We start from the raw sequence: 22496 nt of genomic DNA, 5'->3' as shown, positions 1-22496 counted from the left end.
TTTCGGTCAAAATCGGACAAATTGGTCATTTTCGGTCAAAACCGGACAAAACGGTCATTTTCGGTCAAAACGGTCTTTTTCCTACAATTTTGAAATTTTTTTTTCTATTCTTTTTTTTCCCATTCCACGGTATGTTGGTGTAAATGAAATTTTCTTTTTTTTATTTTCTTTTTTTGCTTGTGCATTCCACTTACCGCCTACGGCGGATCGTCGGATGCAGGAAAAGAACGAAAAAAAGGAGACCTTTTACGAGGAATTTCCCGGCCTTTGATGCCGGGAACCGCCCCCAAAACTCCGCGTCAGCCACCGGCGGTGGCCTCCTGGATCTCGAAGTTTTGTGTGCATATTCTGGCGTAAAAGGGTTGTCCTTCGTATCGTAATATTCAAACTAGATAAATATTTTTTACTTAGCAATAAAAATTAAAGCTAGCTGTTTAATCCGAAGTACAGAAAAAACCATTCCATTCACTCTTCATCACTCACCATTCATCACTCACCATTCACCAATCACCACTCACCATTCACCAATCACCATTCACTAATCACTACTAACATGTGTCACTTCGAGTGATGCGCTGAAGGCGCATTGTATAGAGAAGTATTATTCTTCTTTTCTTTTTTCCATTTATGAGATTGAATCAACTTTCTTTTGCTGGTCCAAAAGAAAGTTGCAAAGAAAAAGACCTTTTCTCCTTTTCCTAGGCATTTTGAAATGCTCACGCATTCCAAACCAACGCAAAAACTCGGCGTTCGCTATGCTCACTGAATCTCCGAGCTTTTTGCGTTCTATGCTGATGAAAAGGAGGTGGTAAATAGAAACATTTTGGTTAAAGATACTATCTGAGGCAGAAACGCTTTCTAAGAGGCAGCAGCCTATGGTGTGTTGTAGAAAGGAAGCGTGGAAGCGGATGGACGTTTTTGGTATTTCGAATTTATTCAATACTAACAACTAATTTGAACTTCCCTAATTAATGTTGACTACTAACAACTAATTCCTAAATCCTAAGTCCTAAGTCCTAAGTCCTAGCTATTCACTCTTCATATTTGCGAAAAAAGTATTATTTTTAGGGGATCCTACTCCCCAGTTTACACTTTTTGTTTGTGTGTAAACCATTTTCTATGACCCTTGTTTTGGAACCTATAAGGCATCGAGGTACGGCGCGTATTGCGATACGATTTCCGTTTGAGGCTGCTTTGAAGGGCTATGTGCAGCGATTTGAGGGGGTGACGTACAGTAAAACGCATCGGTGTTTTTATGTGACCTACTCGGCTTCGGTGTTGGAACGGCTTGTTTCTTACCTTCAGAAGGAAGGATATACGGCAGACATAAAGGCTTTCCGAAGTGTTTCGGAAAAAGAGCTCCTTAGAAATGCCTCTTCAGAAAAAAGACTCCTTGCGCTACCGCCGGAACGAACGGCCTTGTTTGAAACTTTTGTGAACTATTTGAAGGGAAAGCGTTACAGCAAAAACACCATTAAGGTATACGGGGGTTTTGTTAAGGAATTCCTTCAATTTACGGCGGGGACTCCTCCGGAATCGCTTACCGAGAACGATGTTAGGCTGTATATTGAATGGGCGGTGGAAACACTGGATTATTCTATAAGTACGCACCGGCAATTGGTAGGCGGACTGAAGCAGTTTGCGTATTTCTACCCGGTTTGTGCGATCGACCCCGAATCTATCGAGCGTCCGCGCAAGGACCGGAAGCTTCCTACGGTGCTGAGCAAAGAGGAGGTTCTTGAGATCTTACGTGTGACGAAGAATTTAAAGCACCGGGCCGTACTGGCGTTGTTGTATTCTTCGGGTTTGCGTATTGGTGAACTTATTTCACTGGAGTTGAACTGTTTTGATCTGGAGCGGAAACAACTGCATATTAAGAATGCTAAAGGCCGTGTGGACCGCGTGGTAATTCTGGCGGAGAGTTTTATACCTTTGTTTCGGAATTATTATTACAGTTATCAGCCTAAGCGCTATTTTGTTGAAAACCCCAATGGCGGGAAATACAGTGCGGGGACGATTCGTGTGGTGCTGAAACAAAGCTGTAAGCTGGCCGGTATTGTAAAACGTGTGAGTCCGCATACGCTTCGGCACAGTTATGCGACGCATTTGCTAGAAAACGGGACCGATCTTAGATACATACAGGTGTTGCTGGGGCATAGCCGTCCGGAAACGACGATGATCTATACGCATGTTGCCACTCGTGACCTACAGGCCATTCAGAGTCCGCTGGACGCTGCGCTTCGTGCGCTTGCTGCTCGGGAAGGAGGGCCCGGGGCGCCACGACTTAGTGATGGGATTTAGGTTTTTTTTCTTTGTTCTTTTTTCTCATTGCCGTGGGGTGTTGGTGTAAATGAAATTTTCTTTTGTCTATTTTCTTTTTTTGCTCCTCCAAAAAGAAACGAAACAGTCATTATAATTTTTATTTGTTATTCAACTTTCTTTTGCTGGTCCAAAAGAAAGTTGCAAAGAAAAGTACCTTTTATCCCTTTCGTAGGAATTTTTCAGCAAGCTGAAAACCCCCTCGCCAACTCCGCGTCGTTGCTTGCAGCAACTCCTGGATCTCGGAGCTTGGCCTCGGGTATTCTTGACGAAAAGGATGTCATTATGAGAAACATTGTAGGTAAGTATATTACACCTTGAAGGATATTTTCAGATTCCTGGTTTGATGCTAAGCAAACTGAACTTCCCTAATTAATGTTGACCGTTTTTAGTTAATTAATTCATTGTTAAATATAGTCATCAGTTTTCTTTCTTGAGGCCTCAAGAAAGAAAACTGAGTTATGAACTTCTCAGGACTCATTCTGTCGTTGTTGTTATGCAATCTTTTACTGTTATAGTTCTGTACCGCTTTTGCCACCATTCTTTTTAATTGAACAATATCCTTTGGCTTCCAATAATCCAGGTATTCCTCCTTTATGGTTCTGTTGATGCGTTCTGCATAAGCATTGTCTTGCGCCGAGAGTGCCATACTTATTTTACTGCCATGCCCTTTTAGAAGCGCTACGTACTCTTTATAGGTATATTGACTTCCTCTGTCGCTGTGGTGAATCAAAGGTGGGGAATTATCCTTAAGTGCCATCTTTAATGCTTCCACGTTTGCTTTGGCTCTCATATTATCAGAGATTTTATATCCCACAATCTTCTTTGTATAGACATCTATTATAAACACTCCATAATAATGTCTGTTTCCAATTGGAATGTAGGTAATATCAGACTGCCACACCATCGATGGACGGTCAACCTCCATTCCTTTTATCAGGTTGGGGTAATAGATCTTTGAAGCGATTGTTGTTCTTTTATAATTGTTTTTCCGCTTCAATCGATACCCCAGTTCCATCATTAGCTCTATAAACCGATCCCGTCCTATAAAGTCAGGGTTAAGGGTATAGTACATTTTCTCCACCCCACAACCCGGGTGATCTTCTCTAAGATCATCAGCTTCAAGGATCAACTGATTGACTTTAGTATCAAAGGCCATTTGCCTTACTTGATACTGCGCAACTGCTTGTTTACTCAGCCCTGCTTCTTTATAGAGATTGTTCATAGAAAAACTTACTTTTTGTTTGTTTTCTTTGAACCAGTTGACTGTGGGGTGCCGAAGTTTTTTTTGATATCGATGTCCAATTCTTCTTTGGCGATCTCCATCATCTTCTCCAAATAATCAATCTTGATTTGCTTACGGCCAACGGCACGCTCCAACTCTTTTACTCGAGCCTCTAATTCTTTCATTTTTTTGTTGCTGCTGTCCTTCATCTCTACAATTCTGGTTCCCTGTTGGTTAAAGGTAGAGAATTTATAGATCCAACGGTAGATTATCTGACCTCTTACCCCGTGGAGCTTCTCTAGCTGCAAAACGCTAAACCTGCCGCTCTCGAAATCTGCCACTATTTTTCTTTTGAACTCTTCAGAGTATTTTCGCTGCTTGCGCAACTCTCGCACATTTGCTTTCATAGTTACCACTGTTTTAAGTGGTCAACCTATATCAGGGACGTACAACTATTCACCCTTCACTATTCACCCTTCACTATTCACCCTTCACTATTCACCCTTCACTATTCACCCTTCACTATTCACCCTTCACTATTCACTATTCACTTTTCACTACTACGTCCTAACTCCCGGGTGTTGGCTATTGCAACTGCGGACCGGATTTTTCCTGTTTTTGGTTGGATCGTGGTTTTGGGTAGTTGTTTTATGGAATAATTTACTATTTTGCATGGGTTGTATGGTATGGCCGGGTGCCTTTGGGCTATCGATAGTTATTATTATCTATTTTCCTGTGCGTTTCCCGGGCTATCGTGCATAAAGTAAAAGATATAACACGTTGGGCAACATTAAAATGAAGAATTGGCTCGAATACATAGAAAATGAATTAACAGGCATTGACTTTGACCATATTGAGACAAAGCAGACTGACTATTATCTATCCAAATTTTATCGCCTGAATGGAACATATCTTTCAGTCGATTTAGTTGACGACTTGAGAAAAATTCGAAAAGTTGAAATTGGCAAATATTGGTTGACTGACAACAATGTTTGGGGTTATGAAGTAAGCAGTGCAAAAGCAGTATTCGACAAGACTAAAAAGCATTTTATTGATTTCCTGCAAGTTTCATTTGACAGTGAATATGGAGAACAATACGAACTTGACTTTTCTCCCAACAATCAAGAAATATTAAGTCATTTTTTAAAAATACCGTTTTACAAGGGTTGGACTGAGGCCTACTACAAATACAAAGAAGATAATTACAAAATCGGGATTGAACTTAAAATAGATAACGAAATTCTAAACTTTGAAATGATTCTCTTGCATTTCGCGGAGCAGGATTTACCAATGCCAGGCGATAAGACCGAAAAAAGAATTCGTGCTTGGTGGGCTGACTTGAAAATAAATGACTCTAAACGAAATATTGAAAAGGAAATAATAAACCCGATAAAAGTAAACGTTGCCCAACAACGCATAAACGCCAACGCTCACAAGGCTTTGGTGGAAGAGAAGAAAATTTAATTTAAAAAGAAACAACGCTACGTTTAGCGCGCGTCGGAGGGTTCGCACGGCGTTTATACGGGGACGTTACCGTTAAATGGCTTCGACATTTCATTAGCTGATTGAATTTCTAAGAAATTTGGCAATTCCGACAGTTTTGCAGGTTCTCTGAATAACTTCTGATTAGACCAACTCTCTGAATGTTCGGAATGGTTTCTGATGATCAGCTAAAGTCGGTTCCGGCCCGAAGTTCCGGCTCGCCACTTAAGGTAACAATGTATACCGTCCATTGCTGCTGATTTTCCAACTCGGAAAATCATTGCAAAGAGAAAATACAGGAATTTTTAACTATTTTAGTCGAAACGTTCCGCAACGGAACGTTATACAAAACCGTTAGGCACAATGCCGAAAAAACCAACTAACATTGAATGAACACAGTTATTGAAATATTAATTGACAATTCCAATAGTATGGGAAACTGTAAAGGAATTTTTGAAAACTACAAAGATTACCTTTTACCAGATGGAACTACTCGAATGGAATTAGCGAAAAAAATATTATTAAATGAAATTATTCCAACTATCGATTATGCTTCAAATATAACTACAAGTTTATTTCATTCTTTAGAGTATAAAGAAAAGCCAAGAGAAATTGTACAACCAATTATTCATAAAGGCAAAAATGATGATAAATTAAAAGCTGCAATTCAAGGAATAAAAATTCCGCATAAATCAGGTGGTACACCTATCACAGATGCAATATTAAATTCTATAAATAGACTTAAAAGTTATCCTAATTCAGACCGAAAAATAATACTCATAACAGACGGAGAAGAAACTGGCGAAAAAGATTATAAAGTAGCTGCGAAAAACGCACTCAAGGTTTCTGGAATTAGTTGTAACATATTTATTGTAGGCATTTCTTTGAAGCCAGAGGCACGGATTAAAGCAGAAGCACTTGTCAACGAAACAAAAGGAGAATACTTTCATTTAGAAACTTCAAATTATAATAAAGTAACGATTCAAAACAAATTAATTCCTTTAAAAAGTGCATTAATAGTAGATACAGTAAATAAAATAACTTCAACGAAAATAGAAGAACCAAAAGCGGAAATAAATAAAACTAAAGAAGAAAAAAGCACATCAGAAAAAATAACTGCATTAGAACAAAACGTATCTGATAATAATAAATTATTAAACTTGATTTCTAAACAAGTTTCATTAATCCAAACTGGAATATCTAAACAAAATGAAGAAGATGATTTCGATGACGAAAATCTCATAGTTAGAGAAAACAGCGAATTAAACGAGAAAGTTAGAATGGCAAGTGAAACTTACCTCTTTGGACTCTTGAAAAAGAAATTTGGAGAGAGAATACAATGGATGAACGAGAATGGAGAAAGTGGGGAAAGTTATGATTTTAAAGTATTAGACAGTATTGATAATAGTGTAGAATATTTCATTGAGTGCAAAGGCACAATTGGAAAGGAAAAAGTGTTCTATATGACTAAAAACGAATGGTCTTTATTTCTAAAAAACAGTTCTAAATATCAAGTATATTTTATTTCAGATGCATTGCAAAACCCAAAAGAAATTAAGATTGATAATCTAATGGATTGGATAATGACAGAAAAGGTAGTCCCTTATCCAACAAGAAATCGAAAACAAAAAGCTGAAAGAATAATATTTACAATTATCGAATAAAGCAAAGTGCCTAACAACGTATATAAAAAATAGCGGTTTAAGTGCTTAAACAAAAAATAAATAATAAAATAAAGGTCAGTTGTAAACTGAAAAGTTGGTGATTGAATTCCGCTACTTTTCATATACAATACCGTTACCTACAATTTGAAAAAACATATACTAATAATATTTCTAACTATACTTTCAGCTTGCAGACAAGAAAGTAAAATTCAAAATCCCAACGGAATTTGGACAGAAACCGAATTGACGGAATTGAATTCAATTGTTTCTGAATTTGACCAAATCTTAACGACTGAATACAAAACCGATTCCGAAAAAAAAGCATATCTGGAATATTCGAATAACGTCTTTCAAAACCAAATCGTGCCGAATTTAATCGGAATAGAAAAATTAAGTTCTGATTTAAAAAAATTTGTGGTTTTTGACAAAATTTGGTGGAAATATACGGATTCGAATACAGAACATTTTAATTTAAAAACGGATAGTAATTACCAAAAATATCTGACTGAAATTGAAAAAAAATCTGATTTTATAAAAAATTATACTGACCGATTTAATGCTGCGAGTGATTTACAGCCATCAGTAATTGCTGGATTTGCAAAAAACATAGAAAGCATTGATTTGACTGATAAAAATAATCGTCTGATTTTTGCAATACATTATCTGACATTAATAAATCGATAAATAAAAACTGTAGGTAACACCGGCTATAATTCATTGCTTCTGACTTTCCTCGCGGAAAGTCCTCGCAAATTTGCTATCTTCGGTTTACGGCGGAAAATCCTCGCGGATTTTCACGCAACGAAACCATAGCCAAACACGTTGTACACCATTTAAGAAAACGCAGAATTGAATCAAGAAATCAAAATATCACGTTCTGACTTAATCGCAAAATGCGACCAATTTCTGAATGGAGAAATTCGAGAAAAGGATTTTGAAGATTATGCGTGGAGCTTAATAACAAAAGAACATTTCGATTGGGACGATGATGTAATTTCTGATATAATTTATCAATGGGACAATCCAGAAATCAACTTTCCGATTACAAAACAAAACGTCAGACTTTGGAAACACCAATTGGAAACTGATGAGGATTTATTAGCCGATTATAATTATTGGAATGCACATATCGACCGACAAAAAGAAATTTGCGGAAAATATGATTCTAAATGGAATCCAATAAATAAAAAACTAAAAGTCGGAATCGGCTCTGACTTGGATGCTGACCCAATTCACGGATTGAGACATCCGCAAGAAAAAGGAACAACTGGTTGGTATATTTGGACAGGAGATTACTTGGAATCCGATGACTTTTTCCAACCAATGTGCGCAGAACATTTGCTTCAAATCCGACCTGAATTAATTAAATATTTCGGACTTGATGTTGGCTATCGATTTTTGATTGACAAAAACGGATACGAAGATGTTTGGTATGACGAAAAATTAAAAAATGTGGAATAAGAAAACGGTGTACAACAACGGCTATAATTCAGCGTGGCGACAGTGCAAAACCAAAAGTAAAAACACTAAATTAGCTTGATTTCTCTGCGGAATAGTCCTGCGGACGATTCCACGCCGAAATCATAGCCAAACCGTTGGCAGTAATGTGGAAAAACGAGATAAATTGAAAAAAGTATAAATATGGACAGAAAAGAATTTTTAAGAAACACGGCAATTTTAGGTGGAGCGACAATCCTACCAATGAACAACGTTTTTTCACAAAATGTAACGGAAAACGGAATTGACAGATTAGTGGACAGTAATGGAAATTTCATTCAAAAATCACTTCCATACAATAAAACTTTTTTGGAGCCACATATGGATGAAGAAACCTTACATCTGCACTTTGAATTTCATCACGGTGGAGCAGTAAAAGGGGCAAACACAGATTTGATTAAAATTAAGGAACATCTAAAATCGGGCGATTTAGACCAAGTGGATTTGTGGACCCGAAAGTTAGCTTACCACTTTTCAAGCCACGTGCTTCATTCCATCTTTTGGACGAACTTAACGAATAAAAAAACTGAACCCAAAACTGAACTCTTAAAACAGATAGAAAAGGATTTCGGTTCATTTGACAAACTGAAAAGCTATATCGGGAAAATATCAAAAACTGTAGAAGGAAGCGGTTGGGGTATTTTGGGTTACCAACCTTATTCGGATAGCTTGACATTGTTACAATGCGAAAATCATCAAAAATTAACACAATGGGGAGTTGTTCCGATTTTGGTGATTGATGTTTGGGAACACGCCTATTATTTGAAATACAAAAATAAAAGAGCCGATTTTGTTGATACAGTTCTTGAAATTATCAATTGGGACAATGTAGCTGACCGATTTATGACAGCAAAACGACTGACAAAATAAACACTACTGCCAACAATGGCTATAAGTAATTGCTTGTTCTCGCCTACTTCTGAAAATCCTCACGGATTTTCAGTTTGGTGTGTACTTGCAAAGTTAAGTGCTAAACCACGCAACTACTCATAGCCGAAACCGTTGTGTGCAATTTGAAAAATGAGCGTATTTAGCAAAATAGATGATAAATTAATTAAACTTTCTAATAGGTTAAATGCTACTTTGACTAAAGATAGACCAAGTTATCCTGAGGCATTAAGAACTTTTGAGGAAAGGCGAATCGATTGGATTGTCAATGATATTAATCGAGCAATTATTATTCAACCAAATTTTGAAATTAATGGAGTGAATAGTGAAATATGGAATTTTATAAATATTGCTTGGTATGATGACGCAAAATCAATTAATCGACCTCAATGGTATCGAAATCTTGCGGAAAAAGAAAAGTTTGAAAACATTGAAAAACGTATTGACCATTTATTAAGAACATCTGAAAACAATTTGACTAACATAAAAATGACTGATTTAAAGTAATGTGGCAGAAACTAACATATAGTGGGACGGAATGCAATAATTACTTGTATTTCTCTTTTGATGCCGAATATTTCGACACAGAAAAAATAACGGCTGAATTAAGAATTGAGCCAACTTCTGTAATGATTAAAAAAGAACCTGTTCCGAAATCAACTGCGTGGAAATATCAAATTGATGCTGGAAACAATATTGATTTGGAAAGTTATCTTGAAAAACTAATTGATGTTTTTGAACCTAAAGCGAAAATCATAAACGAACTGAAAGAAAAATATGATTTAACAACTAGAATACAATTTGTAATTGACATTGATATAAATCCAGAATCTTCAACACCATATTTCGGATTGAATAAAAAAGTAATTGACTTTTTAGCTAAGACTGAAACTGAAGTAGATTTTGACCTTTACAAAGCTGACACAATCGGAATTTTAGAAAAAACTAATGAATAAAAAACTGCACACAACAATGGCTATAAGTAATTGCTTGTTCTCGCCTACTTCTGAAAATCCTGCGGAATTTCCAACTTGGTGTGTGCTTGCAAAGTTAACCGCTAAACCACGCAACTACTCATAGCCGAGACCGTTGTGAGCAAGCTTGGCGTACTTGTCCAAATTGAAAAATTTACCCTTTATTAGGTATGTTTTATAACTTTATTCTTAGCTAAATTGTAACCTAAAATTTTAACTATGAAAAATCTATTTACTTTACTCGTTCTCTTAATTGCATTACAATCCTTTGCTCAAGACGGACTTGACGAATCAAAAAGTTTAGGACTTGTGGCATATCTAAACACAATTAAAGAAATATCTGAGAATAAGATTTTATGGTCAGAGGCAAGATTTAAACAAAGAAATGAAAATCTTGAAAATCCTCGTCAAGAAGATTTATATACTAAAAGGATAATCAAAGAAAAATATGCTTTATTAAAGTGGAAAATAGATTTATTCGTAAATCAATTTAGTGCTGATTTGATTGACAGGAATAGTATTGGACTTTACAGAGAAATGAATAAGCATCTCGTAGAACAGTCAAAATCTAAAAGAATACGAAAATATATACCCTTATTAGATGAAATTGACGAAACTTATAAAGATTTGTTTTATGAAAATTATACTACTGGATTGAATTTCATAGAAACTGCTACTGCAATTTTAACTTTAGCTGGTTTTAATCCCTATACATTGTACAAGGATATTAAAGCTACAAAGGAGAAGAAAATCGCAACATTAATTGGTTACCTTAAAGAAATGCGTTTGAAACCATTATCTGAGTTAAAAAAGCCTGAAAAAAAAGAGAAAGAAAAAAAAGAAGATACTAAATCCGAATAAAGCCAGCTCACAACAACGTGTATAGCTCATTGCTAATCAGTTGCTTTATCAAAGTTAAGGCATATTTGGAAAGTCGCCAAATTTTTAAATTTGACGATTTCCAATAAAAAGATAAATAGTAAAATTTAAAAATCTGGCTTGTGCTAAAACCGAAAATAATTTTCTAATTTGCACGCAACGAGCCATACACAAGACCGTTACAAACAATGCCTCCGGAGAATCGATTTTGAAAAAATCTCAATTGATTTTCAAGCTGAATTGAAAGATCCTTTAACCAATTTGAATATTGATTTGCAGTTTGATTGAATTTCGGACAGAATATCATACAGCGGATTTACATGCGCGTTGAAAATCGTTCGGAAATCGAAAATCGAGCGAAACCTACAGCTGATTCTCACTCGGACGGCATAGCCGTACGTGTCGGCACTGTTTATAACAATGGCTATAATTCATTGCGGCTGAATTCCTCCAACGGAATTCACCGCTAATTTTGTTATCTTTCGCCCACGGCGGAATAATCCTGCGGATTTTTCCGCAACGAAATCATAGCCAAGACCGTTGTAGTGCATTTGAGAAAACTAAAATATGACAAGAGACGAAGCTCAAATTACTTGGGAAAGAATAGTTGATATCGGATTTACCAATTATGATAAACTGACTCGTGAACAACGAGTTTGGTTTAATATTGAACCCTTAACTACTGACGGATTATGGGGCCATTATATGAACTACGGAGCGGATAAAAATGCGGACACGATTGCGGATTTGGAATATCTGAATTTCAATTCGGTTGCCAACCAGTTACGCGAATTTAATAAAGTCTATTTTCCGAATGGAGTTCCCGAAGGACCAGACGCTCGACAAGAGGAGTTTGACAAATTTGATGAAGACCAGCTTGAAGAGGATATTGAGAAAATGGACACTAAATTTTGGAAGATGGCAGACGAATTAGAAAAAGCTCTTTTGGAACATATAAATAACACTGGAATTGGAAAATAAAAACGCACTACAACAACGTATATAATTCATGGCGGTAGAGGGTTAAATGAATTTGAATTCCTACAAATTATCGTAAATTGGTAACGCGGATAAAAATGTGAAAGCGGCGCCGTTGCGCTTCAAACGTCACCAGCCAAACGCTGCGCCACGTTGCTACTTGCGTTTACGCTCAGCCGATACGGCCGCCGAGCCGCCACAAATCATATACAAACCCGTTGTAGCCAATGCGAAAAAAGAAACCGGGAATGAATAAAACAATATTCGAGATTACTAAAATGGACTGTCCTTCGGAAGAAAATCTAATCCGAATGAAACTGGATGGTATTTCAAGTATCGCGAATTTAGACTTTGATATTCCCAACCGAAAATTGACCATTTATCATAGCGGAAAAATTGACCAAATTGAAAAGTCCGTTCTCGAACTGAATCTTGGCGGAAAGAAAATCTCGACTGAACAAACTGACCGAACAGAATTTAAAGAAAACGATAATCAGAAAAAACTACTCTGGACAGTACTCGGAATAAACTTTGCCTTTTTCATAATCGAAATAACAACGGGACTAATTTCAAAATCAATGGGATTAGTTGCCGACAGTTTGGATATGCTCGCTGACAGTTTCGTTTATGGAATTAGTCTGTTTGCAGTTGGCGGAACTTTGACAAGAAAAAAGCGGATTGCCAAACTTGCTGGTTATTTTCAAATTACACTTGCGATTATTGGATTTGTGGAGGTTCTGAGAAGATTTTTCGGAGCAGAAAAATTACCTGACTTCTCGACAATGATAATCGTTTCGATTTTCGCACTCATTGCGAACGGAGTTTGTCTGTACTTGCTTCAAAAGTCAAAGAGTAAAGAAGAAGCTCATATGAAAGCAAGTATGATTTTCACCTCAAATGATGTGATAATTAATTTGGGAGTAATAACAGCGGGAGTTTTGGTCAATTGGCTGAATTCAAATAAACCTGACTTGATAATCGGAACAATCGTTTTCGCGTTAGTAATTCAAGGAGCGATAAGGATTTTAAAACTAGGAAAATGAAAAAGCACTGGCTACAACATTGGCTATACGTAATGCGGGAGGAAGTGCTGATATGAAAGTAATTACATTAAATAAACTAACTGCTAAACGGAAAGATAAGTGCCTTGAAATCCCGCACTACGCATAGCCGAGACCGTTACAAACAATGCCTCCGGAAATCGATTTTGAGAAAATCTCAATTGATTTTCAGGCTGAATTGAAAGATCCTTCGGCAGATTTGAAAATTGATTTGCAGTTTGATTGAATTTCGGACAGAATATCATACAGCGGATTTACATGCGCGTTGAAAATCGTTCGGAAATCGAAAATCGAGCGAAACCTACAGCTGATTCTCACTCGGACGGCATAGCCGTACGTGTCGGCACTGTTTATAACAATGGCTATAATTCATTGCGGCTGAATTCCTCCAACGGAATTCACCGCTAATTTTGTTATCTTTCGCCCACGGCGGAATAATCCTGCGGATTTTTCCGCAACGAAATCATAGCCAAGACCGTTGCCTGTAATTGTGGCGCTACCTTAAAAATCAATTATGAAATCAAAACTAATTTTACTTTTTGCAATCCTAATCGCCTATTCTTGTTCGGATAATAACGATGATGACTCAAACTCTGAATCGGAATTTATCACACTAACGGTTAACAACGTTTATCTGGAAAATCCTGACAACGGAACGAATTGCAATCCCGACGGAAGTAGTATCGACTGTTGGCGTGATTTAATAATAACAGACGGAACTTATACACAATCGTCCGCTGACAACATTTTTTATCCTGACAATAATACAACCTACCGAATAAACTTTCTCGAATTACAACTGGTTGGAGATTTTAGCACACCGAATACATTTGAGCAGTTATACAATCCAAACACCGACATTTACACAAATAACGGAACGGAAGGAATTATTTTCTACAAAGACATTGTTGCGGAAAGTGGGAATGTAGTTTCTTCGACTGACTTGACCGAAACGGAGGGCTACGTGAAAGTTGAATTGTTATCGGAAAACAACTTTAGATTTGAAATCGAAATGTTGGATGGAACTAAATACAGAGGCTCATACTCTGGTCAAATAAATATTTTAGACCAAGAGTATAGCTTTGCACCATTCGACTGAATTAAAAACAACTACAGGCAACAATGGCTATAATTCATTGCGGTTGAATTCCTTATCGGAATTCACCGCAATTTTGCTATCTTTCGGCTACGGCGGAAAGAATCCTGCGGATTTTTCCGCAACGAAATCATAGCCGAGACCGTTAGCACACATTTAAAAAAACGAAAATCAAATAATTAAATTAAAAACCAATGAACAAAACAATCTACACTTTTTTAACACTATTATTTATTTCAACTTCAATTTTTGCTCAAGAAAAAATTGGAAACAAAATCTATCTATATGGAGATTTAGAAAATTCAATAAATGGAAAAACCTTGATTTATTATGGAGTAGATGACCCAAAAGGAGAAGGTAAAATTATAAGCCGATTTGAAAAGAAAGGAATAAACGCTATTTCGTGGAATAAATTATTTATACCTGGATATAAATATTCAGATTCCGATATGAATGATGCTATAAATAAAAAAAATATTGAAACAATTATTTTAATAAAATTGAATAATAGGTCCTCTTATACACAATCGAGTTCAAGCACTTCTTATAGTAGTTGGACAGATTCATTTAACACTTACGGAACATCGGGAAGTGTAGTCGGAAATGTTGGATTATTATTTGAAATTTACAACAAAAGTGACGGATTTGACAAACCTCTTGCTGTTATAAATGGAAACGCTAACAATAGTTGGGGTGCAGCAGGCTCACAAAGAGGAGTTACCCTAAAAGTTGTTGATAGAGTTTTAAGTGCTATGAAGAAAGAGAAAGCATTTGAATAAAAAAACGTGTGCTAACACCGTATAAAAATAATTGCGGTTTAGTGCTAAAACAAAGGTCGTTGCGTGTTTGCTACATCTGATTTTCCTTCGGAAAATCCTCGCATACAAACCCGCAACTATTCTTATACATCAACGTTGGGCACAATACCCAAAAACAGCTCTGCGAAAGAATTTAAATTTCGTAAATTTGTTAAAATTTAAGAACTAATTGAAACTATATAAATTGAATAAAAAAGAACTTGTAGATTACTGTAAATCTTTAGGAATTGAGACAAAAGGAAAAACCAGAAACACTTTAATGGAGGATGCAGAAACATACGGCAATCAACAAATCCTGCAAGCGAAAAAGGACGGGACGGACTATGAGTTATTATATTCAAAAATTGTAGAACTTTCCAATAGATATGCTGAAACTCTGAATGGAAAGATAGAGGATAGAAAAGAAGAAATGCTTGAAGATGATAATTCACATTATCTAATTTATAGAGTTTTGGGAATTTCCAATGAAAGAGGTCAATTAATTGATGTTTATCAAAACACAGGACGATTTCTCTACAAATATGCAGGCTCTTTTTTAGAGGAAGCAACTGTTCTATGTTTCAAATTTAACAATTTAAAAGGAAAGAGAACGCTTGTAGATAATACAGTAGGCTCTAAACCTAAAACCTTTGAAATTGACTTTTTAGATGACAATAACGCTATTGAAATCAAATGGCGAGATGCAACTACAGATGGAGACCATATAACAAAGGAGCATACAAGAGTTGAGTGTATAACTAGTTACGGTTATAAACCAATTCGAGTTATGTTTTATTATCCTCAAAGGAAACAAGCAATTAAAATTCAAAAAATACTCGCTACTTACTATAAAGGTGTAAAAGGAGAATATTATGGAGGAGATGAAGCTTGGAATTTTGTCAAAAAATATACTGGATACGACTTATTAGAAATCCTAACTTCTATCGCAGATAAAAAAACTAGTGCTGATGGAAGTAAATAAAATATATCAAGGTAATTGTATTAATAAATTGACAGAATTAGAATCTAACTCTGTTGATTTAGTATATTTTGACCCACCGTTTTTTACTCAAAAAAAACATTCATTAGTTACTAGAGATGAATCAAAAAAATATGAATTCAGTGATAGTTGGGATTCATTAGATGACTACCTCGATTTAATTGAGGCTTGTTTAAAGGAATGTAAAAGAATTTTAAAAGAAACTGGTAGTGTTTTTCTTCATTGTGACAAAGTTGCTTCTCATTATATCAGAGTAACTCTTGACAAAGTTTTTGGTATGAAAAACTTCCAAAGTGAAATTATTTGGAGTTATAAAAGATGGTCTAATTCTAAGAAAGGGCTTTTAAACTCGCATCAAAATATATACTTCTATTCAAAAAGTAAGCATTTTAAATTCAATCAATATTATACTAATTACGCAGCTACAACAAATATTGACCAAATATTACAAGACAGAAAAAAAACTGCAAATGGTAAGTCAATTTACAAGACAGATGAAGATGGCAACATTGTTTTAGGAAAAGAAAAAAAAGGCGTTCCGTTATCAGATACTTGGGAAATTCCTTATTTAAACCCTAAAGCAAAAGAAAGAGTTGGTTATCCAACACAAAAACCTGTTTTACTCTTAAAAGAAATAATTAAAATAGTAACGGACAGAGGAGATTTAATTGTTGACCCTTTTTGTGGAAGTGGTACAACCTGTGTTGCTGCTAAATCTATGGATAGAGATTTCATTGGAATTGATGCGTCTCAAGATGCAGTTGAACTTGCGAACAGACGATTAGAAGAAATGATAATCACAGATTCTGCATTATTAAACAAAGGCTATAACAGCTATCTTGAAAAATCAGAATATGAGATGGCAATTTTAAAAAGTATTGGTGCTTTACCAGTTCAAAGAAACTCTGGAATTGATGGATTTTTAAGAAAGCATTTTAACGAGAAACCAGTACCTGTTAAAATTCAAGGAAAAAGAGAAACTCTTAATGATGCAATTGAAAAACTTGAAAAATCTTGCCAAGGAAAAGAATTTGAACTAAAAATTGTAATTCAAACTCGAAAAGAATCAAGAGGTAATCGACTTTTTGAATTGGAATCTGATATAGAAATTATCCAATCACAGGAATTGATAATTGAGGAGTTGAAAGAAAAAAGTACAGTGCCCAACAATGTATAAAAATAATAGCGGTTTTAGTGCTTAAACCAAAGTCAGTAAACCTAAATAAGGTCTGTGCTTAACCGAAAAGTTAGTGCTTGAAAATCCGCTACTATTCTTATACGAGACCGTTGTAGTGCATTTGAAGAAACATTCGAGTAATGAACAAACTAACCAAAACAGAAGCAATAGAGAAAGTTAAAAACGAACTTTCTAAAATAGATGGAAAAGGGAAGAAAACTCGAACTGGACGATTTGTAGTTTCAGCTTTAAGCAGTATTCCTTGGGTTGGTGGAGTAATTGCCGCAAGTTCAGCTCTACACGCAGAAAAAGAACAAGGGAAAATTAATGACTTACAAAGAATTTGGCTAGAAGAACACCATAGAAAAATCGAAGAATTATATTATACGATTTACCAAATTCACGAAACTTTAGACAACGCTGGAGAGGAAGTTCAAGAAAGAATGGAAAGTGAAGAATATTTAGCGTTAGTCAGAAAAGGTTTTAAAGAATGGGATAACGCAGAAACATTTGAAAAGAAAGAATATTTAAGAAAATTACTGACAAATGCTAGTGCAATAAATCTTTCGACAGATGATTTAATCCAACTTTTTATAGAGTGGATTTCTAGATATCACGAAACACATTTTATGGTAATTAGAGAAATCTACAAAAATCGTGGCATCACAAGAGGTCAAATTTGGGACAACTTAAATGGCACTCTTCCAGCAGAAAATTCTTTAGAAGCAGACTTATTTAAGCGTCTGATTAGAGACTTAAGTATGGATGGCATTATAAGACAAGAACGTGTTACAGATTACGCTGGTAATTTTATAAAAAAATCTACTAGACGTTCTAAATCTTCAACCTTAAAGTCGGCTTTTGATAATATAGAGCCTTACGAATTAACTGAACTAGGACAAAGTTTCGTCCATTATACAATGGAAGAAGTTGTAACAAAAATTGAATAATATGAAACACCTTTTTAACAACAGAAAATTCTACGATTTCGCAAATTCATTAGCAAACTCGATAGAAAATCGAATTAACAATTATGATAAGTCAAAATTCGATAACAACACTATTGAAACTCTAACAGAACAATTAGTAGAGGAATTTAAAATTGAGCTTCCCGAAATTAAAGAGGACGCAATTTATCAAAACAAACCAACAGATACTAAAATAAGATATTCTGGAAGAGGAAACTATGGGAGAAGTACATCAGTAGATGGGACCAAATATACTTTAATAATACCTTTTAAAGGAGATTCAACAATGTTTGGAATTTTCCCTTCATCTTTTTTATCTGTTCTACCTTATGGAATCATAGAATCTGATGAACTAAAAGTTGTATATGAAGTTCCTGTTGGACAAGATGCTTCACGAATAAAGGCAGATTTCGATAATAATCTGGGAACTATTAAAAAGTATTTAGAATTCCTAGCTAAAGATATTAATGATTTTAACGGAAAATTAGAACCATCAATTAAGGCTCGTCTTGAACGCAGAAAGGACAAACTTGATAATGATGATGAAATTGCTAATACTTTTGGATTTCCGATTAAATAAAAAACGCACTACAACAACGTATAAAATTAATTGCTTGGTACGAGCCTGCTTACGAAAATCTTCGCGGATTTTCTATTCGGTTTGTATTTACTAAATTCGTTGCTAAACCACGCAACTAATCTTATACAAAACCGTTGCCATTCATTGTGGACAAACGCTACAGAAATTATAAACTGAAACAAATGAGAAATATAAAACACTTATTAATTCTGATTTCGATAATGATGTTGTCTTCATTTGGACAGCCAACTTTTGCCCAAGAAAATGACTTCATTAAAGAATATTTGGAACGATTAGAAAAATCGAAAGAATATTTAATTCTTGTAGCGGAAACAATGCCAGAAGATAAATATAAATTCAAAGCAACGCCTGAATCAATGAGTTTTGCGGAAAATCTAATGCATATTGGTTGGGCAATGGATTGGCACAGTCAATCATTAATGGGCGGACGTGAGGCGAGAGATTGGAATACCGACACGGAACTCAAAGTGGACAACAAATCGAAAAAAGAAATGATTGCCAAAATCAGCGAGACTTTTGACAAAACAATAGAATTTATCTCAAATTTCGACCCAAATAGACTTAAAGAAAGATTGGACTATTTTGGGGCGGACAGAACTAAAAGACAAATTTTGTTATTACTTGCCGACCATATAACACATCACAGAGGGCAAATGCTTGTTTATATGCGGCTGAATGGATTAAAACCACCAAGATATGTTTTGTATCAATAAATCGACATTCTGACTGAATTACTGACTAAAAAACAACGAAATGGCAACAATGGCTATAAGTAATTGCTTGTTCTCGCCTACTTTGGAAATTCCTGCGGAATTTCCAACTTGGTGTGTACTTGGAAAGTTAATCGCTAAACCACACAACTACTCATAGCCGAAACCGTTGTGCAACATTTGAAAAATGACCCGAAAAGAATTCAAAAAACATATAGAAAAGACTCTTTCAGAACTAAAACTTTATGCTGAATTACATTCGGGAAAAGAATTACCAAACGACTTTGAGTTTGAATGGCATTTCGCTGAAAGAATAAAAGCAACTGGAAAAGATAATGTGACTGAATTGATTGCGAATAAAGTTTATCTCGACGAAAACAAAATTCATCCTTGTGTTGACTTAGTTGTGGAAAAAGTAACGAAGGAAAATCGGATTTTAATAAGTGGACAAATTGCTGGTTATGAACCGAGAGAATTTGGAAAAGGTTGGAGTAATCGACCTGGACCTTTTATTTATGGAATTGGAAGCGGAATATCGACTGACCAAGTGAATTGTAATTCCAAAGAATTTAAAAATATGCTTTATGAAAAAGGGTTATTACATTATAAAACTGAATAAAAACGTTGCACAACAAGGTGTATAATTAATTGCGGCTGAATTTCCTCATCGGAAATTCAATCTTATTAATTATCTTTCCGCAACATCGGAAAAAGACTCGCGTCCTTTTCCCGCAAAAAATCATACACAAAACCGTTGTAACCAATGCCGAAAAAATGAATGGTAAGAATATATTTTGACAAACAAATCTTCAGTCACCTGTTCAAACAGGAAAAAGCTCAATATGTCAAACTATTGAATCAAATCAGGAAACAAAAGGCAAGTTTATTCTGTTACTCTTACGCACATCTTCGAGATTTAAAAAACGATAAAACAAATATTAAATATTCCGAATTAGAATTTATGGATTCAATTGTGAATGATAATTACCTATCATACCACGCAATTGAAAAGAAAACCTCTTGCTATTTAGCAAGACCTTTAGAAGCATTTGCAGATGTTGAAAAAGAAACAGATGATATTGATTTCTCAAGCATCTTTGATTTTGACACGAGCGACCTAAATCCAGAAGACCAAGAAAAGTTTGAAAATGCAAAAACTCTCTTAACCGAAACAAAGTTAGATTTCAACTTTCCAGGAATGGAAAACTTGGACTCGTCAATAACTGACCCATTAAAAAACTTTCTTCCTTTTGGCAAAGAACCAATGAGTATATTGCAATGGAGTGAACATTTTATGGGAATGCTTAAAAATATGCAGGAGGATAAATCTGTGTATAAGGGATTGAGAAACGTTACAGACAAGCATATTAACAATGGAAAGTTTACTATTGACTATGACGAGATAGATTTCAATGAAGACTTGAAAGATTCTCATCTTCAAAAGACGTTTATAGAATATGTGAATAGTAATTTAAATCCAAATGGAGACAAGGAAATATCAAAATATGACTTTTTTACAAACGCATACTTTACTCTTGACCTTTTAGGCATAAGTAAAGAACCATCTAAAAGTGTTAGATTCAATAATATGCTAAATGATGGGATTCATAGTTATTATGGAGCTTACTGCGATTGTGTTGTTTCAGACGATAATGGTTTTTTGAAAAAAACCAGAGCACTTTATAAGTTACTTGGAATTGACACAAAAGTTATTCACGCTGATGAATTCATCCAATCTTTTGACTTTATTGTCGAAAAGGAAGAAAAAGACCAAAATACTTTTTCCGAACTTTTAGTGAATGATTTGAAAAATGGATTGATTGTAGATTCTTATAAATCTATTGATATAAATAGAGAGACAAATACAATTAAGCCTGTTCATAATTATTTGGGATTCTTTAATAGAATTGATAAAATCCTTGAGGATGGTAAAAGCTACCTTTATTTTTATCGAAAAACCAATAATTATTCAAACTTCACATTTATAAGAGAGTACGAATTAGTTGTTAATAATGCGGTTGAAATTTTTGGAGCGGATAAATATTTTAAAGAAAGATTTGAATGGGAAAAAGAAAAGGATTTGATTCAATCCAATAAATGGGATGGACGAATATGGGACTTTGAAACTTTTACTTTAAAAATTGAGACAAATAAAGGTTCAGGTAAATTAAGTATATTGATATCAATAAAATAAAAAGCACTGGTTACAACAATGGCTATAATTCATTGCGGTTGAATTCCTAATCGGAATTCAACGCAAATTTGCTATCTTTCGGCTACGGCGGAAAGAATCCTGCGGATTTTTCCGCAACGAAATCATAGCCGAGACCGTTGTAGCACATTTGACAATAAATTTTATGAAAATTGTAAAGTGGTTTTTAATAGGCATTGCGTTACTTTTTTTGTTACCAATATTAGGGTTTTGGATTCACGGCACTTTTTTTTATGAATATGAAATGAACCAAATAAAATCTGACTTAAATAAAATTGAAGGAGTTTCAGTAATTGATATTTGGGGACATAAAGATATAACTCTTGAGGAGGTGGGTGCTCGAGTAAAAATTAAAGGTAAAGGCGAAATTGAACTAATTGATTTGAGTTCTGATGCAAACAATTACCCGAATAGGGTTATAATTTCTAAAATTGGTGGTTATTCATTTAGAACATTTTCTTGCTTTGATTATGAAGATAAGGGTTTTCACAAAGGACTTGGCTACTCGATTAACATTTCAGAAAACTCAGAAATAGGAAAACAAATTGGAATTGAATTTACTGATGAACTAAAAGTTGTATATGAAGTTCCTGTTGGACAAGATGCTTCACGAATAAAGGCAGATTTCGATAATAATCTGGGAACTATTAAAAAGTATTTAGAATTCCTAGCTAAAGATATTAATGATTTTAACGGAAAATTAGAACCATCAATTAAGGCTCGTCTTGAACGCAGAAAGGACAAACTTGATAATGATGATGAAATTGCTAATACTTTTGGATTTCCGATTAAATAAAAAACGCACTACAACAACGTATAAAATTAATTGCTTGGTACGAGCCTGCTTACGAAAATCTTCGCGGATTTTCTATTCGGTTTGTATTTACTAAATTCGTTGCTAAACCACGCAACTAATCTTATACAAAACCGTTGCCATTCATTGTGGACAAACGCTACAGAAATTATAA

General features: G+C 35.0%; 23 protein-coding genes. 21 read left to right on the top strand and 2 right to left on the bottom strand.

Going from position 1 to position 22496, the window contains the following annotated elements; translation table 11 throughout:
• The first annotated feature begins 1119 nt into the window (after positions 1 to 1119).
• Positions 1120 to 2301, top strand: coding sequence for a tyrosine-type recombinase/integrase (locus JS40_RS00905; protein WP_051957449.1), 1182 nt, complete (start codon positions 1120 to 1122; stop codon positions 2299 to 2301).
• 406 nt (positions 2302 to 2707) lie between these two features.
• On the opposite strand, the gene JS40_RS00895 is transcribed toward JS40_RS00905, so the two are convergent.
• Together JS40_RS00895 and JS40_RS00890 are read right to left on the bottom strand one after the other, a co-directional pair.
• Complete coding sequence (locus tag JS40_RS00895; RefSeq protein ID WP_084677410.1) at positions 2708 to 3544, bottom strand: IS3 family transposase; 837 nt, start codon at positions 3542 to 3544, stop codon at positions 2708 to 2710.
• An 8-nt stretch (positions 3545 to 3552) separates the two neighbouring features.
• Positions 3553 to 3951 (bottom strand): transposase, encoded by a 399-nt coding sequence (locus JS40_RS00890; RefSeq protein ID WP_034257734.1) that lies wholly within the window; start codon positions 3949 to 3951, stop codon positions 3553 to 3555.
• Positions 3952 to 4339: 388 nt separating this feature from the next.
• Between JS40_RS00890 and JS40_RS00885 the strand changes: the two genes are divergently transcribed.
• From JS40_RS00885 to JS40_RS00790, 20 genes are all read left to right on the top strand, one after another.
• On the top strand, positions 4340 to 5008 hold the full coding sequence (locus JS40_RS00885) for a hypothetical protein (RefSeq protein WP_034257733.1): 669 nt from the start codon (positions 4340 to 4342) through the stop codon (positions 5006 to 5008).
• A 407-nt stretch (positions 5009 to 5415) separates the two neighbouring features.
• Positions 5416 to 6690, top strand: a complete 1275-nt coding sequence (locus JS40_RS00880; protein WP_034257732.1) for a protein NO VEIN domain-containing protein — start codon at positions 5416 to 5418, stop codon at positions 6688 to 6690.
• 144 nt (positions 6691 to 6834) lie between these two features.
• On the top strand, positions 6835 to 7374 hold the full coding sequence (locus JS40_RS00875) for a hypothetical protein (RefSeq protein WP_034257731.1): 540 nt from the start codon (positions 6835 to 6837) through the stop codon (positions 7372 to 7374).
• Between the two features lie 165 nt (positions 7375 to 7539).
• Positions 7540 to 8151 (top strand): immunity protein Imm33 domain-containing protein, encoded by a 612-nt coding sequence (locus JS40_RS14730; protein ID WP_084677409.1) that lies wholly within the window; start codon positions 7540 to 7542, stop codon positions 8149 to 8151.
• Positions 8152 to 8331: 180 nt separating this feature from the next.
• Positions 8332 to 9057 carry a superoxide dismutase gene (locus tag JS40_RS00865; protein ID WP_009780324.1) on the top strand — a complete coding sequence of 242 codons (726 nt, stop codon included), beginning with the start codon at positions 8332 to 8334 and terminating at the stop codon, positions 9055 to 9057.
• Between the two features lie 150 nt (positions 9058 to 9207).
• Entirely contained in the window at positions 9208 to 9582 is a 375-nt protein-coding gene (locus JS40_RS00860) for a hypothetical protein (RefSeq protein WP_034257730.1), read from the top strand.
• A complete protein-coding gene (locus JS40_RS00855; RefSeq protein WP_034257729.1) occupies positions 9582 to 10031 on the top strand; it encodes a DUF4279 domain-containing protein in 450 nt (149 codons plus the stop codon). The genes JS40_RS00860 and JS40_RS00855 overlap by 1 nt, the downstream gene beginning before the upstream one ends.
• 237 nt (positions 10032 to 10268) lie before the next feature.
• Positions 10269 to 10910 carry a hypothetical protein gene (locus JS40_RS00850; RefSeq protein WP_034257728.1) on the top strand — a complete coding sequence of 214 codons (642 nt, stop codon included), beginning with the start codon at positions 10269 to 10271 and terminating at the stop codon, positions 10908 to 10910.
• Between the two features lie 585 nt (positions 10911 to 11495).
• Positions 11496 to 11909, top strand: coding sequence for a DMP19 family protein (locus JS40_RS00845; protein ID WP_034257727.1), 414 nt, complete (start codon positions 11496 to 11498; stop codon positions 11907 to 11909).
• Positions 11910 to 12154: 245 nt separating this feature from the next.
• The gene (locus JS40_RS00840) at positions 12155 to 12949 is read left to right on the top strand and encodes a cation efflux transmembrane domain-containing protein (RefSeq protein ID WP_034261849.1); all 795 of its coding nucleotides are present in this window, start codon (positions 12155 to 12157) and stop codon (positions 12947 to 12949) included.
• Positions 12950 to 13481: 532 nt separating this feature from the next.
• The gene (locus JS40_RS00835) at positions 13482 to 14066 is read left to right on the top strand and encodes a hypothetical protein (RefSeq protein ID WP_034257726.1); all 585 of its coding nucleotides are present in this window, start codon (positions 13482 to 13484) and stop codon (positions 14064 to 14066) included.
• Between the two features lie 191 nt (positions 14067 to 14257).
• The gene (locus tag JS40_RS00830) at positions 14258 to 14842 is read left to right on the top strand and encodes a hypothetical protein (protein ID WP_034257725.1); all 585 of its coding nucleotides are present in this window, start codon (positions 14258 to 14260) and stop codon (positions 14840 to 14842) included.
• A gap of 223 nt (positions 14843 to 15065) precedes the next feature.
• Complete coding sequence (locus JS40_RS14725) at positions 15066 to 15842, top strand: ApaLI family restriction endonuclease (RefSeq protein WP_233273930.1); 777 nt, start codon at positions 15066 to 15068, stop codon at positions 15840 to 15842.
• Positions 15829 to 17037 carry a DNA-methyltransferase gene (locus JS40_RS00820; RefSeq protein ID WP_034257724.1) on the top strand — a complete coding sequence of 403 codons (1209 nt, stop codon included), beginning with the start codon at positions 15829 to 15831 and terminating at the stop codon, positions 17035 to 17037. Before JS40_RS14725 ends, JS40_RS00820 begins: the two co-directional genes overlap by 14 nt.
• Positions 17038 to 17177: 140 nt before the next feature.
• Positions 17178 to 17987 (top strand): hypothetical protein, encoded by an 810-nt coding sequence (locus JS40_RS00815; protein WP_034257723.1) that lies wholly within the window; start codon positions 17178 to 17180, stop codon positions 17985 to 17987.
• A 1-nt stretch (position 17988) separates the two neighbouring features.
• Entirely contained in the window at positions 17989 to 18585 is a 597-nt protein-coding gene (locus tag JS40_RS00810; RefSeq protein ID WP_034257722.1) for a hypothetical protein, read from the top strand.
• A gap of 182 nt (positions 18586 to 18767) precedes the next feature.
• Positions 18768 to 19319, top strand: coding sequence for a DinB family protein (locus JS40_RS00805; protein ID WP_034261845.1), 552 nt, complete (start codon positions 18768 to 18770; stop codon positions 19317 to 19319).
• Positions 19320 to 19503: 184 nt separating this feature from the next.
• Positions 19504 to 19935 (top strand): hypothetical protein, encoded by a 432-nt coding sequence (locus tag JS40_RS00800; protein ID WP_034257721.1) that lies wholly within the window; start codon positions 19504 to 19506, stop codon positions 19933 to 19935.
• Positions 19936 to 20277: 342 nt separating this feature from the next.
• Positions 20278 to 21510 carry a hypothetical protein gene (locus JS40_RS00795; protein WP_152558101.1) on the top strand — a complete coding sequence of 411 codons (1233 nt, stop codon included), beginning with the start codon at positions 20278 to 20280 and terminating at the stop codon, positions 21508 to 21510.
• Between the two features lie 163 nt (positions 21511 to 21673).
• Entirely contained in the window at positions 21674 to 22324 is a 651-nt protein-coding gene (locus JS40_RS00790; protein ID WP_034257719.1) for a hypothetical protein, read from the top strand.
• Positions 22325 to 22496 lie beyond the last annotated feature (172 nt).

Source organism: Altibacter lentus (genome assembly GCF_000746845.1).
Lineage (GTDB): Bacteria > Bacteroidota > Bacteroidia > Flavobacteriales > Flavobacteriaceae > Altibacter > Altibacter lentus.
This window is presented reverse-complemented; position numbering and strand designations above follow the sequence as displayed.